The sequence below is a fragment of the Christiangramia forsetii KT0803 genome, assembly GCF_000060345.1.
GTDB classification, from domain to species: domain Bacteria; phylum Bacteroidota; class Bacteroidia; order Flavobacteriales; family Flavobacteriaceae; genus Christiangramia; species Christiangramia forsetii.
Genome location: NC_008571.1, coordinates 1,692,959 through 1,709,936 on the forward strand (window position 1 = coordinate 1,692,959; position 16,978 = coordinate 1,709,936).

Annotated in this window: 13 protein-coding genes; 8 read left to right on the forward strand and 5 right to left on the reverse strand. The window is 35.7% G+C overall.

Features of this window, described 5'->3' with window-relative positions; all coding sequences use genetic code 11:
• Positions 1-8: 8 nt before the first annotated feature.
• Positions 9-2,702 carry a putative LPS assembly protein LptD gene (locus GFO_RS07700; RefSeq protein WP_011709521.1) on the forward strand — a complete coding sequence of 898 codons (2,694 nt, stop codon included), beginning with the start codon at positions 9-11 and terminating at the stop codon, positions 2,700-2,702.
• 204 nt (positions 2,703-2,906) lie between these two features.
• The gene (locus GFO_RS07705; protein WP_011709522.1) at positions 2,907-3,290 is read left to right on the forward strand and encodes a RidA family protein; all 384 of its coding nucleotides are present in this window, start codon (positions 2,907-2,909) and stop codon (positions 3,288-3,290) included.
• Here the strand turns inward: GFO_RS07705 and GFO_RS07710 are convergent, their stop codons facing one another.
• From GFO_RS07710 to GFO_RS07720, 3 genes are all read right to left on the reverse strand, one after another.
• Positions 3,291-3,659: a methylglyoxal synthase gene (locus GFO_RS07710; RefSeq protein ID WP_011709523.1), complete on the reverse strand. Its 369-nt coding sequence runs from the start codon at positions 3,657-3,659 to the stop codon at positions 3,291-3,293.
• Between the two features lie 85 nt (positions 3,660-3,744).
• The gene (pfkA, locus tag GFO_RS07715; RefSeq protein WP_011709524.1) at positions 3,745-4,731 is read right to left on the reverse strand and encodes a 6-phosphofructokinase; all 987 of its coding nucleotides are present in this window, start codon (positions 4,729-4,731) and stop codon (positions 3,745-3,747) included.
• A gap of 281 nt (positions 4,732-5,012) precedes the next feature.
• Positions 5,013-9,386, reverse strand: coding sequence for a translocation/assembly module TamB domain-containing protein (locus GFO_RS07720; RefSeq protein ID WP_229664785.1), 4,374 nt, complete (start codon positions 9,384-9,386; stop codon positions 5,013-5,015).
• A 124-nt stretch (positions 9,387-9,510) separates the two neighbouring features.
• Here GFO_RS07720 and tsaD point away from each other — a divergent pair, with 124 nt between their 5' ends.
• From tsaD to GFO_RS07750, 6 genes are read left to right on the forward strand one after another with little or no spacing between them, the layout of a single operon-like run.
• A complete protein-coding gene (gene tsaD / locus GFO_RS07725) occupies positions 9,511-10,533 on the forward strand; it encodes a tRNA (adenosine(37)-N6)-threonylcarbamoyltransferase complex transferase subunit TsaD (protein WP_011709526.1) in 1,023 nt (340 codons plus the stop codon).
• Position 10,534: 1 nt separating this feature from the next.
• Entirely contained in the window at positions 10,535-11,248 is a 714-nt protein-coding gene (locus tag GFO_RS07730; protein ID WP_011709527.1) for a 16S rRNA (uracil(1498)-N(3))-methyltransferase, read from the forward strand.
• Between the two features lie 2 nt (positions 11,249-11,250).
• Entirely contained in the window at positions 11,251-11,901 is a 651-nt protein-coding gene (locus GFO_RS07735; protein ID WP_011709528.1) for a DUF4159 domain-containing protein, read from the forward strand.
• On the forward strand, positions 11,898-12,422 hold the full coding sequence (locus tag GFO_RS07740) for a TrmH family RNA methyltransferase (RefSeq protein WP_011709529.1): 525 nt from the start codon (positions 11,898-11,900) through the stop codon (positions 12,420-12,422). The genes GFO_RS07735 and GFO_RS07740 overlap by 4 nt, the downstream gene beginning before the upstream one ends.
• A gap of 12 nt (positions 12,423-12,434) precedes the next feature.
• Entirely contained in the window at positions 12,435-13,523 is a 1,089-nt protein-coding gene (locus tag GFO_RS07745) for an AI-2E family transporter (RefSeq protein ID WP_011709530.1), read from the forward strand.
• 6 nt (positions 13,524-13,529) lie between these two features.
• Positions 13,530-14,711: a THUMP-like domain-containing protein gene (locus GFO_RS07750; protein WP_011709531.1), complete on the forward strand. Its 1,182-nt coding sequence runs from the start codon at positions 13,530-13,532 to the stop codon at positions 14,709-14,711.
• Positions 14,712-14,777: 66 nt separating this feature from the next.
• On the opposite strand, the gene GFO_RS07755 is transcribed toward GFO_RS07750, so the two are convergent.
• Both GFO_RS07755 and flxY read right to left on the reverse strand, forming a co-directional pair.
• The gene (locus GFO_RS07755) at positions 14,778-15,569 is read right to left on the reverse strand and encodes a DUF6090 family protein (RefSeq protein WP_041250059.1); all 792 of its coding nucleotides are present in this window, start codon (positions 15,567-15,569) and stop codon (positions 14,778-14,780) included.
• Positions 15,570-15,703: 134 nt separating this feature from the next.
• On the reverse strand, positions 15,704-16,978 hold the full coding sequence (gene flxY, locus GFO_RS07760; RefSeq protein WP_011709533.1) for a flexirubin biosynthesis putative acyl-CoA ligase FlxY: 1,275 nt from the start codon (positions 16,976-16,978) through the stop codon (positions 15,704-15,706).

A 16,978-nucleotide genomic window follows, 5' to 3' on the forward strand; every position in this document is an offset into this window, starting at 1 on the left:
TTAAAGCATTGCAAACAAATATCCCGAATAGTCTTTTTTGCTTAGTTTTCACGCTGTTCTTTTCCCTTGTTTTATACCCGCAGGAAGTCGAAACCTCGTCTATACCTGTAGAAGCGGAAAAGGACTCGATTGCCCCTGCAATAGATTCTGAAGAGATAGTTCAACAACTCCAACAGCAGGATACCATAAAAAAAGACAGCGTAAGAAAACCTCAGTTTTTAACAGATATCGTGAATTATACTGCTAAAGATTATATGAGGTTGAGTCCGAAGGATAGTAAAATGTATCTTTATAATGAGGCCAAGATTGTTTATGGCGACATGACAATTGAAGCAGGGCTTATTATTATTGATAATGAAAAGAATGAAGTTTACGCCTACGGTATACAAGATTCTGCAGACACTTATTCGCAAACTCCTATTTTTACACAGGCTCAAAGAAAAGTGGAGCCTGATTCTATTAGATTCAATTTTGATACTCAAAGAGCCTTAGTTTATAATTCCAGAACTCAGGAAGCCGAATTTAATGTAAAAGGAATGGTAACCAAACGGGAAAATGATTCGGTCTATTTTATGAAGAATGTACGTTTTACTACTTCCGACGATATTGATGACCCAGATTATTTCTTTTATGCCAGGAGAATAAAATTTGTTCCAGACAAAAAGATCGTTGCCGGACTCGTAAATATGTATATTGCCGATGTTCCAACTCCACTGGGATTACCATTTGGATATTTTCCGTTAACAGATGAAGAAACCTCGGGTTTTATAATTCCGTCGTTTGGGGATAGCCAGTTTGGGTATAATTTACAAAACGGAGGTTACTATTTTGCCATAAGCGATTATGTAGATTTATTAACTTTAGGAAGTTATTATACCAATGGATCTTACACTTTAGAGTTTTCCTCAAATTATGCCAAGCGCTATAAGTATCGTGGAAATGCACGGGTGAGATATGAAAAACTCTTTAATAGTGAGCGAGGTTTTCCAGACTTTAGCGAAAGGTCTTCTTATAATATTCAATGGTCACATAGCCAGGATGCAAAGGCTAATCCAACGTCAAGATTTTCAGCATCTGTGAATTTGGGGAGTAGCGAGTATTACGCCGAATCGATCAATCAGTCTAACACCGGAAACTACCTTAATAACACATTAAGTTCCTCCGTTTCTTACAGTAAGACTTTTCCAGGTGAACCCCAGGTAAATCTAAGTTTAGCAGCAAGACACTCTCAGAATACAAGAACTCAACAAGTAAACCTTAGTCTTCCTACACTTCAGTTAAGTATGTCCAGGATCTATCCGTTTGCTCCAAAAGGAGGTGCTAAAAATGGGATTATTCAAAATATCAATTTTCAGTATAGTTTAAGAGGTGAGAATCAAATAAATACCGTGGATTCCTTATTCTTTAAACCTGAAATGTTTGACGCTGCAAGATTAGGGGCTCAACACTCCATCCCTATCTCTACTAACTTTAAAATATTCAAGTTTTTAAGTGTTAGCACAGGTACCAGTTATGAAGAAACATGGGTTTCAAAAACCTTTGAAAGAAGTTATGACCCCGTATTGGATGATGTGGTCATAGATACCATTGGCGGCTTTGATTCCTACAGAACTTATAACTTCAACGCTAGTATAGGTACTACTTTATATGGATTGAAGAATTTTGGAAAAGATAAAAAGATACAGGCAATTCGGCATGTGATGCGACCCTCTATAAGCTATAATATTAATCCCGCATTTGACCGATTTTATGATACTTATGAAAGGGATGATCTAACTACTGAGGATCAAATAGAACTTGTTGATTATTCAAGATTTGACGGAACGCTCTATGGTGCACCAGGACGAAACTTTTCCAGCTCTATCGGTTTGAGCCTTAGCAACACCTTTGAGGCCAAGGTTCGGGATAAAGATAGTACTGCTGTAGAACCCAAAAAGATCACCCTGCTTAATAATTTTAGTTTAAGTACCAGTTATAATCTTGCTGGGGATTCCCTTAAACTATCGCCAATTTCGGTACGAGGATCCATCCCGATTGTGAAGAATAAATTAGATATAAACTTTGGCGGAAGCCTTGATCCCTATGCTCTTGATAATAATAACCGAAGAATTGATAAGCTGAATATAGAAAATGGAGGTAGTCTTTTTAGATTAACAAGTGGTAGTGTAAACTTTGGATACTCCTTTTCCAGTAAAGATTTTGAAGGAGGCGACGAAGTGGAAGATGATGAACTGGACAATGAAACCTTGAGAAATGGTGGAAGACCAGATGATCTATTTGGTAAGGGAATGGGACAGGATGGAGAATTATTTGATGAAGATCCTTTTGAAGGAAAAGAAGAGGAAAATGAAAGCTCGTTCTATAATTATGCGATCCCATGGGATGTTAGATTAGCTTATTCCATGAATTATACAAATAGGACCAGGCAAAGCGAAATTTCTGCACATTCAATTATGTTCAACGGTAATGTTGAGTTAGCACCAAAATGGCAGGTTGGCGTTAGCTCGGGTTATGATTTGGTAAATAATGGGGTCACTCCTACTCAGCTTAGATTCCAAAGGGATCTGGATAGCTGGCTTATGAGCTTTAGTTGGGTTCCATTTGGCAATAGAAAGTCCTGGAATTTTCTAATCAGAATTAAATCCAGCGTTCTTAGTGATATAAAATATGATAAAAGAAGGAATCCAGATAGAAGACTATAATCGATGATTAGAGGTTATCTGTTAGAAAGCTATAAATTCAAATATTATTCAAAGAAGCAGAGCAACTGAGAAATATTATTAATAGATTCCTCGACTGCGACCGGAATGACGTACCCCACAAATCATTGAGTAATTTCGGAGAAATGAAGAACTGAGAAATCTCTTATTTTTGATTAATTATAAAACCATATATAATTCAGGTAAATGAAAAAAATCATCCAAACTAAAAACGCTCCGGCACCAATCGGACCTTACAACCAGGCAATATTTGCTGGAAACACGCTGTATATCTCGGGACAAATCGCCTTAAATCCGGAAACCGGGGATCTAAAAATCGATGATCTGGAAACTGAAACAGTTCAGGTGTTGGAAAACCTCAAAGCGATTTTAGCAGAAGCTGGACTTGATCTGGATCATGTGGTGAAAACCTCAATTTTCATTAGTGATATGAATAATTTCGGAAAGATAAATGAGGTTTACTCACGTTACTTTAAATCTGAAAATGCGCCGGCAAGAGAAACTGTGGAAGTAGCAAATCTTCCAAAATTCGTAAATGTTGAAATTAGCGCTATAGCCGTAAAATTTTAATTATTCCAGGCCTTTAATTAGTAACCTGGCAGTTGCGGGATTAGTTGCCAAAGGAACATTATGCACGTCACATAAACGCATTAGCATAAAGATATCTGGTTCATGAGGGTGTTTATCCAGCGGATCCCTGAAGAAAATCACCATATCTACTAAACCTTCAGCGATACGTGCAGCTATTTGGGCATCACCTCCCAATGGCCCCGAAAGTAGTTTTTCCACTTCATAACCGGCAGCTTCAGTTTTTGAACCGGTAGTACCGGTGGCAATAATTTTTAGCTGTTTGGAGTTGAGAGTACTCCTGTTCTCATTCAGAAATTGAACCATTTCCGGTTTTTTACCATCGTGAGCAATAATTGCTATTGTTTTCATTAATTAAATTTTATAGGTAAGTGTTCCCAAGGCTTCGGAACACTAATAATTTTTTACTTAAAATCTATTTATGACTTCTTACGTATTAAGTAGATAAGATTTCAGATATTCTTAAAAGGTCTTTATTAATATTATGTTTTCCTTTTAGTGCCTGGTCTAAACTGCAGGACTCTATTTCATTATTGAGCATTCCCACCATTAGATCTCTTTTGCCATCTAATAACAACTCCACAGCTTTTACAGAAAGCCTGCTTGCCAGTACACGATCAAAACAACTAGGCCTTCCTCCTCTTTGAATATGTCCTAAAACTGTCACACGAGCATCGTAGAACGGAAGATTTTTCTTTACATATTCAGCAAGCTGAAATACATTCTTACCAATCTTATCTCCTTCTGAAACAACAACGATACTTGACGTTTTCCCTGCTCTTCTACTTCTTTCCAAAGAATCTAACAATCGTTCTAACCCAAGATCTTCCTCAGGAATAAGAATTTCTTCAGCTCCGGCACCAATTCCGCTATTAAGGGCAATAAAACCGGCATCACGACCCATAACTTCTACAAAGAACAACCTATTGTGAGAACTTGCAGTATCACGTATCTTATCTATGGCCTCCACTACGGTGTTGAGAGCCGTATCATAGCCTATAGTATAATGAGTTCCATAGATATCATTATCGATAGTTCCGGGAACTCCAATTACCGGGATTCCATGTTCCTGGCTAAAAATCTGACCGCCACGAAAAGTACCATCACCGCCAATTAAGATCATCGCATCAACTTCAGCTTCTTTTAAATTCTTTGCAGCTTTGGCTCTGCCTTCTTCGGTAAGAAACTCTTTTGAACGGGCAGACTGCAAAATAGTTCCACCCTGGTTTACCAGGTTGCGGACACTCCGCGCGTTCATATTTGTGGATTCCCCATTAATCATCCCCTGAAAACCTCTATAATACCCAACACAATCTGTATGATAATAGGCACATGTTCGCACAACTGCTCTTATCGCTGCATTCATCCCGGGTGAATCGCCTCCTGAAGTCATTACTCCAATGCGTTTTACTTTCTTACTCATAAAAATTAAATTGAAATTTAAATCTACAAACTAAATTTCAAGAATCCAGTAAATAGTACTATTTCCTACAAAATTACATTGTTGGCTAAATTGGAGATTAACTAATTTGTATATCTGCTTTTTTTGAATAGTTGTTTCGTCACCCTGAATTTATTTCAGGTTCTCAAGTTAGTTTACTGATTCGTAGTTTTATGAGATTCTGAAACAATCCCGATAGTTATCGGGACAGAATGACGTTTATGATACTTTGTGGATAAACAAATTAACTAAATATTAAAGCTTTAATTCTGGTCTGAAGTAGGGAAATTTATATAATCTGGAGCAAGAGATTTTGCAGACTCTTTTCTATCTTCTTCGGTGGCAGACTCTTCAATTTCTTTGTTAGCTATTTTTCTAATTAACTCTTTAAAAGTATCAAAATCTACATTATAAGATAAACCTACCCCCTGTGTAAACCCTATTTCTTCTCCAATAAACTGAATATTATTCTCCCTGTTGAAAACCTTCGCACGAAGTGTTCCTTCTTCATTCAGTAAAAATTCTATTTCAAGATCACCAATAATCACAGATTCGGTAACCCCACCAATAGGAACCCCAACCTGACCATTAATGATCACGCGGTCTGAAATTTGAGTAGAAAGCGTAAGTCCAAATCTATCTACTGTTTGCTGATCTGGAGTACGATCACCCTGAACGTAGTTCACACCTACCTGAAATTTACCATCATCATCAGCAAAAATATCATTAACAATACTGGAAGCCCGTTCAGCCAGGGTTCCATAGATCGCTGCACCTCGCAAACCGAATTCACTATAGAAAGTTCCCTGAGTTACCAAAAATAAAGCCTGTAATTCAGTGGTTGCTCTATCATCAATTCTATATTGCAATTCAGATTTTACCGTTGAACTGGCACTTGGAAAATCTATTTCAAAACCAATATCAGGCTGCGCAATTTCACCCTGAAGATTAATTACAACATCTACAGGAATTTTTCGGTTCACCGAAGGGTTTTCTAATAGTACTGCGGGGTTTGCATTCAGTGAATAAACGGCGCTAACATCTAATTGAGCATCTGTAGGATCTCCATCCCAGTTTATACTTCCTCCAGATTCCACAGTAAACACTTTTTGAACCAGGCCGGCATATTTGAAATTATAAACTCCCTCATAAACAATAAAATCCCCCCACATATTAAACTTACCATTGGTATTTATTTCCAGCAATAAGTTTCCGGAACCACGACCTCTTAATGTACTACCACTAGTTTTATCTACTACTACTTCAACTTCAGCATCATTGGTGATGTCAAGATCAAAGATCATCTCTATGCCTTTTACCTCAGGCAGTTCCAATTCTTCCCCGGCTAATCTTGCTGCTTTTTCTTCAGGACTTAAAAATCTTATAAATGAATTATCTCCAACAGATTCAGTATCACTTAAAGGAATTTTAAAAACCGTTCCCCTTTCAGTTGCTGCATTTACATCAATTACCAATTGATCTGTAGGGCCTTTTATAGTTGCCTCGCCATCAATAAATGCAGTTCCATAATACAATGCATCTTCGTCCGATTCGGTATCAAGAACCAGCATTCTGTCTGAATTCAGAGTTAAGTCAAGAAACCATTCAGAGAAATTCCGATGGGATATAGTCCCGTCTAAAACACCCTGGGTATTGTACTTTGTATCTACAATATCTATATTATCAAATACAAATTGCTGCTTGGTTAAATTAACTCTGGCCTGATCCTGAAAATCTATATCAATATTTAAATAAGGAATTAGAAGTCCTGCCTTATTTAATCTTAAACTACCGGAAAAATCGGGATTTTTATAGTTCCCGCTAACAAAAGCCCTTCCCGAAGCAAAACCCCTAATATCTGTAAGAACATCTGCTCCTAATGCCGTAAAAATGGAAAGATTCAGTCTATTTAGATTCACCTCCAGGTCTATGGAAGGTTCATTTCCACTAACATCTATACCCCCTACTGCAGAGAGCGACTCCAGGCCTTGTTTTTGAAGAACAGCGTATACTGAATAATTGGTGAGATCTGTATTCCCTTTTACGTCCATCAGAAGATTTCCCATGAAAGTATCGTTTACCGCTAAGGAGTCGATTTTTAAATTTGTATTGGGAAAATATGCGCCATCCTCCTGAAGCAGGTCAAGATCGCCATTTAATGTTCCGGCTAAATCTAAGCTATCTATTTCAGGAGTGATCTTGGCGATATCTACATTTTGAAATTTCATTTTGAAATTTTTATAGGTAGAATCCCGCATATTGCCACTTAATCGAATTTCTTCATTTTGATGGCTCATAACCAGAGAATCTATTTGCAAGTCCCTGAAGTTATTATCGAATACGATTTTATTATTACGGTTATTATCTTCATTTAAATACCAAACATTTTCCTTGAATTTAAAATCTGATTGTTGAATTCCTACTACAGATTTATTATTCTCATTGATGGTATGAAAAAGGTTTAGATTAAACTCATCATCATTTTTGTTCCCTCCCTTAAATTCAGATCGAATAAAAAGAGTATCTCTCTGGGTTACATTAATAAAACTAAATTCGGAAAAATTATAAAAATCGGTTGCTACACTGTCGGCTTCAAAAAAGGTATTATAAATTGGATTTGTATTATCAACCTGCAGGTTGATTTGTTCTATCATATTGTCGAAAATGTCTATCCTCGGCGATTTAAAAGTTAATCTAAATTCTGATTCATCAGACTCTACTCTACCTCTTATAAATGTATTTGGAGCAAGTTCAATCTCAGGATAAAACACTTCAACGATCTGATTATAGATATCGAAATCGAATTCCATATACTGATTTGTGGTGATGGTTTTCGCCTTATAATTAGTGTATATACTACCAATGGAATTTTCTACCAGAGAACCTACTTCATTCAAATTAAAAACACCCTTAACTTCCCCGTTTATAACATCCGGGGAATTAATGGTAATCGTTCTAACAGGTCCTTCAAAGCTTGAAGAAACACTAAGATCATCAAAATAATAGAGATTGTTTTGGTTTTTATACGATGTATTAAGAAGCATAATATCCCCAAAAGCATTATCTATATTGGTTCCCTTCATATTCATGATCACATCCCCTTTGAAAACTGAAATACTATCTCTGTTAACAAAATTCAGGGTATTTAGATCTGCATACTCTACGGAAGCTTCAAAATCATACACATTAATATCGTCTGAAACATCTATCAAACCATTAAATTCCATTTGAAGATTAGGGTCATCGGAAACAAAGTATCCGTTAAACAATGGATTCCGAAGATTCCCGATCACTCTAATGTTTTTGTAGGTATAATTATTATATGTGAATCTGGAGATTGCTCCTTTAAGTTGTGTATTTAGATCTTCACGTGTGAAACCTCCGCCATCGAAATCTAGATTAAAACTGGTTTTTCCCAATTGCTCATTACTAATCAATTTACCAATATTGAAATCTTTAAAAATCAATTTTCCCTTATATGTAGAAGCTGAAGAACTATTATAATTACGCAAAACGAAATCTGCATTGGCAGAACCTAACTGACTGCTTAAAATTACATCTGCATCCAGCGACGAATTGGTAACCAGGGTATTCCCTTTTAAATTAACGCTTCCGAAATCCCGGAGTGATTCTGGTAATTTCCCCAATAATGGACCTGGAAGAAAATTAACCATATCATAATAATTGGTATTAAAATCTGAAAAACGCCCATCTAAACTAAAGCTGCCGGGTTCTTTTGAGAAAGAACCTTTTACCTGAAAATTACCGTAAATCTCAGTCCTGTCCAATCCTTTCAGTCTAAAATCATCAAGATTAAAATCGTTAAGAGTCCCGGTAAGTTTCGTTTCAAATTGCAATAATTGATCATCACCAAAACCATCATAAAAAGCCTGCAGATCGTTACTGGAAAGAATACTTTCCCTGAAATTTGCTTCTACCTGAACTAAATTCTCAAAATCTGAAAAATCTGATAGATCATAATTAAAATATAGGTCTGCATCTATTTGAGAACTTGGGGTTTGAAGCTTCATGTCCACCAAATTCATCTTGTTCGGGTCATAATGGAACTGGGTAGACAGATTGTCTATCTCAATTCCGCGGTGTTCATAGCCCTTTAAACTACCAATATCTATATTGATATTTTCATCATCTATTTGAAGCTCATTCGCGTAAATACTTAGACTATCCACAATAAGAACATCCTGTTTATCCAGATTTTCATCAATATAGCTATATCTGCTATTTAGAATTTGAACATTATTTGCATTCAATTCAAAATGGGTAGAATCACCAGTAGGTTCCTTCCTTAATTTTTCAATAAGAACCCCAAGATTATCACGGTCTTCATTTTTATATCTGCGCATTTGCATATGAAGACCATCAATACGGGTATCCCCAAGATTTGGAGAATTATTGATAAGATTTGTGAAGCTAATAATAGAAGAACGAATCTCTTTTGCGGTTAATAACGTATCTTCATGATGATCTTCCACATATATTTCATTGAGCTTAATATCCCCGAAATAACTAAGTGAGACTCTTCCAATTGAAATATTTACATCGTTCTTTTCACGAACGGAATCGGTAAGCCTTTTAGCTACAGATGTCTGTACAGCAGGGATAGAAAATACTATCAATAAAATAATGAATAACAAAACGAGAGCAACCAGCGTTTTAGTTAGTATTTTCCAGAGTTTTTTGATACGTTATTATGTTTTAACTTTGCGACTAATTTACAACTTCTATGACCAATAATTTCTGATGTCAGACCAAAAAATAAACATTCTCGCCATTGAATCTTCTTGTGATGATACAGCTGCTGCTGTACTTTGCAACGGAAAAATCCTGTCTAATATTGTTGCGACTCAAAAAGTACATGAACAATATGGAGGTGTGGTTCCTGAACTTGCCTCCAGAGCGCATCAACAAAATATCGTTCCCGTGATTCATCAGGCATTAGCGAAGGCAAATATCGATAAAAAAGATGTTTCTGCAATCGCTTTTACAAGAGGTCCGGGATTGATGGGTTCGCTCCTGGTAGGAACTTCATTCGCCAAGTCACTTTCTATGGGGTTAAATATTCCTCTTATTGAGATAAATCATATGCAAGCCCATATTTTAGCGCACTTCATTGAAGAAGATGATTTTGAAAAACCTACATTTCCATTTTTAGCAATGACTATAAGCGGTGGTCACACACAAATCGTGAAAGTTACAGACTATTTCAAGATGGAAGTTATTGGTGAAACCATTGATGATGCTGTTGGAGAAGCTTTTGATAAGAGCGCAAAAATATTAGGTCTCCCTTATCCTGGCGGACCTTTAATAGATAAATATGCCCAGGAAGGTGATCCAAAAGCTTTCAAATTTCCAAAACCTAAAGTGGATGGGTTGAATTTCAGCTTTAGCGGATTTAAAACTGCGGTGCTCTATTTTGTGCAAAGGGAGACTAAAAATGATCCTGAATTCGTAGAAAAAAATCTAAAGGACATTTGTGCGTCTATTCAATATACAATTATCGGGATTCTTATTGATAAGCTGAAAAAGGCGGTAAAAGAAACCGGTATAACCCAGGTTGCCATCGCCGGAGGTGTTTCTGCCAATAGCGGTATTAGACAGGCGCTAAAAGATGCTGAACAAAAATGGGGATGGAAATGCTTTGTTCCAAAATTTGAATATACTACAGATAACGCAGCAATGATCGGGATCGCAGGATATCACAAATACCTGAAAAAGGATTTCGCAGATTTTTCTGTAACCGCACAATCCAGATATAAATTTTAATATGCAGTTATTCTATAATCCTGAAATTTCTGAAAAAGATAAACAGATCATTTTTCCAAAGGACGAAAGCAAGCATATTGTAAAAGTGCTTAGAAAATCTGAAGGTGATATTCTAAATATCACCAACGGGAACGGACTTTTGATCAATGCTGAGATCATTAAAGCAGATATTAAGCAATGTCTTGCCAAGGTGATTTCAGTAGAAAAACAACCGGCTCCACCCTATTATGTGCATATGATCGTGGCGCCAACAAAAATGAACGACAGGTATGAATGGTTTCTGGAAAAGGCGATGGAAATTGGAGTCCATGAGATCACGCCAATTATCTGCGATCATAGCGAAAGAAAAGTGGTGAAATTAAACCGGTTTGAACGAGTTTTACAAAGCGCCATGAAGCAATCATTGCATTACCGAATGCCTAAATTGAACGATCCCATAAATTTTTCAGATTTCATTGCTACAGAAATTGAAGGTTCAAAATATATTGCACATTGCGAGGAGGAAACAGGGAAAAATTATCTTCAAAATGAAATTATTCCAGGCGAAAATATCAATATTTTAATTGGGCCTGAAGGCGACTTCAGCAAAGAAGAGATTGAAAAAGCTATAAATAAAGGCTGGAATGCCGTAAGTTTGGGAGATAGTCGTCTACGCACTGAAACGGCCGCGATAGTTGCCTGCCATAGCGTTGCGCTTATAAATCAGAAAAAATAAGAATGCCGAAACTTAAAATTCTAATGATCATTTTAAGTCTGGGAATTTTCAGCATAGGAAATACTCAGGAAATAGCAGTATTAAAATATAATGGCGGGGGTGACTGGTATTCTAATCCCACTGCCCTACCTAATTTAATTAATTTCTGTAATTCGAATATCAATACCAGCATAGATCCCAAGCCGGAAACTGTGGAACCCGGCAGTACAGATATTTTTCAATTTCCATTTGTACACATGACGGGGCATGGAAATGTAGTTTTTAGCGAAGCCGAACTAGAAAATCTTAGAAATTATCTTTTAAGTGGCGGATTTCTTCATATTGATGATAATTACGGAATGAATGAATATGTAAGAAAAGAGATTAAAAAATTGTTCCCGGAAAAGGAACTTTCTGAAATTCCTGCGAATCACCCTATTTTTTCTTCAGCTTATAGCTTTCCAAACGGACTCCCAAAAATTCACGAGCATGATGCACAGCGTCCTCAGGCCTTTGGAATTTTTGAAAATAATAGACTTGTTTTACTCTTTACTCTGGAAAGCGATCTTGGAGACGGATGGGAAAGTGCGGAAGTTCATAATGACCCCGAGGAAGTTCGCCAAAAAGCTTTGAGAATGGGCGCAAATATTATTAAATACGCTTTTGAAAATTGATAGATCAACTTACACATCAAGAAACTTCATTTCAAAAAAGAAAATTCCCGATCATTCTTTTACTCGATAATATCACCAGTGAAGCCAACCTGGGAAGTATGTTTCGACTGGCAGATGCTTTTGGGGTTGAAAAAATTGTTTTCTGTGGCAGTGAACCTAATCTGCAAAGTAACAGGCTTAAGCGTACGGCCAGAAACACCTTTAAAACGGTACAATTTGAATTCTTTGAAGATTCAGTAAAGACTATTAAAAACCTAAAAACCGAAGGCTATAAGAATATTGCCATAGAAATCACTTCTTCCAGCAATCCAATAGGAAGTTTCAGTTTGAACGAGGATGAAAAATTAGTGCTTATTGCTGGAAATGAACGACATGGCATTAGCGCTGAAGTATTAAACCTTTGTGATGAACTGTATCATATTGAAATGTTTGGCGAAAACAGTAGTATGAATGTGGCACAGTCTGTTGGAATTGCGTTATATGAAATCACCAAAGCATTCAACAAGTTTCATAAGAAATAATATATTTACGCTGTGAAAGGAAAAGAATTTGCAAATGGAATACTAAGGGCTATAGGTATCATGATAGGTATCTTGCTTTTGCTCTATTTCTTATGGGAAATTCAATCAGTGATCGTTTATATCGCTGTAGCCGGGGTAATCGCACTTGTTGGCAGACCCATTGTAATTTTTCTTCGGAATAAACTACGGCTGCCCAATCAGCTTGCGGTTATTACGGTTTTAATACTTGTACTAGCCATTTTTGTGGGTATTATTTTTGTTTTTGTTCCAATTGTAATTGAACAGAGCAAATATCTGGGGCAAATAGACATTGAAGCCTTTAAGAATGATTTGAATGATCTTAATCAGCAGGTTAACAAATATCTGGGTGTAGAAGAGATCAATATTATTGAAGGTCTCAAAAGGAGTGAGTTTATACGTAATTTTGATGTAAGCCTTATTCCCCAGTTTTTAAATAATGTATTCGGAATTCTTGGCGCGACCCTAATCGCCGTTTTTTCTATTTTATTTATCTCTTTCTTCTTTTTAAAAGACAGTAAATTAATGCTGAACAGTATTCTTGTTTTCGCCAATCGTGGTGATGAGCAGAAGTTCCAGAGAGTTTTTAATAAAATTAAGGTCTTACTATCCCGGTATTTCGTGGGACTTACCATGCAGATTGCCGTATTATTTATTCTATATACCATCTTGTTATCGGTATTCGAAATTAACAATCCTATTGCCATTGCTTTTATTTGTGCCTTTTTGAACTTGGTTCCATACCTGGGACCTTTGCTGGCAGGAATTTTAATGGCATTATTCGTAATTTCAAGCTTTCTGGGAGCCGATTTTAGCAGTATTATTCTCCCGAGACTTATTTATGTAATGCTTGGTTATGGAATATGCCAGCTTATAGACAACTTTATCTCACAACCCATGATATTTGGCGCAAGTGTAAAATCTCATCCGCTTGAAATTTTTCTTATTATTTTAATCGCGGGATTAATGTTTGGAATCACGGGAATGGTAGTAGCAGTGCCATTTTACACCGCTCTTAAGGTGATCGCAAAAGAATCATTAAGCGAGTATAAAATTGTAAAAAGGCTAACCCGAGACCTTTAAAAACTTATGTTGAATAAGGCAATTTTCGATCTAAAAGTCTCAAAATTTATTAGAGAGCATCAGAAAAAAGATCTACCAACACTTATTCTAAAAGGAAGTCCATTTAAAGCTATTAGCATTCAGGAACTGGCAATTCAAATTAAAGGGCTTAATGTGGCTGAAAAGAAATTTCCTGAGTTTTATCAAAATCCAAATATTCTTTATCCGCCTAAACTTAACCTGGAACAGACCTCCTCTGAAATCACAGCAAAATACAAAGCTTCGCTTATCAAAGGAAATACCGGAATAGATCTAACTGGTGGTTTGGGGATTGATACTTACTTTATTTCCAAAAACTTTCAGGAATTCATGTATTGTGAAATAAATACAGACCTTGCTGAAATCGCCGAACACAATTTTAAAGCTCTCAAGGCTGATAATATTTCTGTAAATACAGGCGACGGACTTATTTTTCTAAGCAAATTTAAAGGAGGGTTAGACTGGATTTATGCAGATCCTGCCAGAAGGGATGATCGTGGCGGGAAAGTCTTTAAATTTGAAGATTGTGACCCCAATATTCCACAAAATTTAGAATTGCTCTTTAATCATACTAATACTATGATGATAAAGAGTTCTCCAATTCTTGATATTTCTGCAGGTCTTAGTGAATTGAAATTTGTAAAAGAGGTTCATATAGTAGCGGTAAGAAATGAAGTCAAGGAACTACTATGGATCTTAGAAAAAGATTTTGAAGATACTCCTGAAATCAAAGCTATAAATTTTGAGAAAGATTCAGTTCAAAAGTTTTCAAGTGAAAGCGAACCAGAACACCAAATCGCTGAATTAGCCGAACCCGAAACTTATTTATATGAGCCCAATGCAGCCATAATGAAAAGTGGTTTATTTGATTTATTAGCGGTTAAAACCAAAACAAAAAAATTACATCAGCATTCGCATTTATATACTTCAAAAGCATTAGTAGGTTTCCCCGGTAGAAAATTTCAAATAGCATCTATTAAAGAATATAAACCATCAGGGTTAAAGAAACACTTTAAGTCTAAAAAAGCGAATATCACCACCCGTAATTTCCCCGAATCGGTAGAAGATATTAGAAAAAAGTTCAAAATAAAAGATGGAGGCAGTGACTATATTTTCTTTACCTCCAATATGCGTGATGAGAAGATCGTGATCTATTGTAAAAAAGTGTAGTTACTCTACATAATCATTTAAAAACAGTTCTACGGTCTCAATTATCGCAAGCTTTAACTCGTAAGATTAATTCTCCAGTTTCAATAATTCTAATTCTATAGCCTTATATAATTCTTTATTTTTCACAATAAAATTTTCATAGAATTGAATTTTAATTTTACTGTTTGAAATACATTCTGCCAGGACAATTTTAAATTCTTCATCACTTTTAAGACCTAGGGTATCTGCTAGAATTAATTTTGTCATTTCAATTTCAGGATTATAATAATCGGAATTATTATGTTCTGTACTTTCCTTTGAAGCCATTTTATCCTTATAGTGAAAATATTTTAAGAAATATGGCCGCTTCAATAGGTAATTATCAAACTGGTCGTAGTTATTTTCAAATATGAGGAGAGATTTTGCGTAGCTGTCATAATGATTGGAAATTTGTTTTTTAAGCTTCTGACTGGTCATTATATTGAGATTATTATTTCTCAAATTATTAAATGCAGATTCATGTAAAACCAACAATAAGGAAATTCCCTGGGCATTTTCATATTTAATTTCCTCTTCAGGAACTTGATTTGGACTTAATAAATATTTGAGAAGTTTCTGTTCCGATTTTAAAAATAACTTATGATAAGTAAGGTTAAATTTCACATCAGTGGTATCTAGCATAATATCTTCCTGAATACTTTTTAGCTGACTTATTTCTCGGAGTTTAATTTTTTCTAACTCATTCCAGTTATTAATTTGTAATGCAATTAAGATCCCAATAACCACTAATACAATTTCCCCAAGTGCGTAAATTAGATATTTAGTGAATTTACTTTCAGTAAGTAATTTTCGCCTAATTTTCCTAAAAAACTGTATCATTAGATTCTTCATTAATCACCATAAATATATGATAATTAACGCATTATGAGTTTTATTTAAACCTATATTGTTTGAATAATTATGATGAAATAAGGAAGTAAAATAGCTTTTTCAGTAAATAATAAAGTAAAAAATCACCTAAGATCTCTAAAAACTTGAGGTTTTCTACTTCCTTTTGGGAATTTCAGTTTCACCAGGTTCTCTAATTCCAGAATTTTAATTTCGGGAGTTACACTTAAATGTGACCTAAAGTAATCTTTCAGATCTTCAATTGCAGTAAAGGAGTTAGGAACAAATATTATAAGGTGGTCATTATCCATCTCATCTAAATGGGCTTCAATAACAAATGATGCAATTTTACCATAGCTATTCAATACCTCAATAATATGTTGAGGATATAAACTCGTTCCCTTCAATTTGATCTTTTGCTGCTTTCGGCCAATAACTGAGCCTAATCTTGGAGTTCTCCTACCACATGAACATTTAGACTCATGATAGGTAAGCATATCACCTGTTGCAAACCTTAATAAAGGCATAGTTTGAGTCCCTAAAGGTGTTACCACCAATTCACCAATCTCACCGGGTTTTACCTGTTCTCCCTGTTCATTTACTATTTCGGCATGAATTAGATCGGTTAACACATGATTTCCATGATGTTCGGGACATTCGGTGAAAGCTGTAGACATCTCCGTAGAAGCATAGGTTGAAAACAGCTCAATATCCCATAATCCGGTAATTTTTCTACCCAATGCATTCAATTCAAAATCCGGATTTCTCAGTGGCTCCCCTATACAAACAGCCGCCTTAATAGATGAGTTCTTATAATCAATATTATTTTCCTCGGCGTACTGGATCAATTTCAATAAAAAAGAAGGTACCGCCACTAAATAATTCGGTTTAAACCTTTCGATACTTTCCCATTGTAATTGAGGTAGGCCACTCCCGGTTCGTATAATTCCCGCTCCAAGTTTTCTTAAACCTAGAAAGTAAGCGAGACCGGCCATAAACCTTCTATCCAGCGTAGTAGTGATCTGTACTTTATCACTTTTCTTTACTCCTGCCAGTTTAAATGAACGATACTCATTCTCTGCCAAACGATCCAGATCAGCATCATTTAGCGCAAAATTCACCGGACTTCCAAGCGTTCCAGAAGTTGTTACAAAATCGATAATATCATCTTTCGGAACCGCAATAAAATCAGAATTATATCGCTGAAGATCTTCTTTAGAGGTGATAGGCAATTTTCGGAGATCATCGAAAGATTTAATTTCAGCAATGGAAATAGACTTTTCCTGAAATAACTTTCTATAATAAGGAGAATTTTCAGAAATATATTCCAGCTGCTTTTTGAACAATTTCCATTGTTCAGTCTTGATAGTTTCAAGGGTTTCAAACAAATGATCACTCAT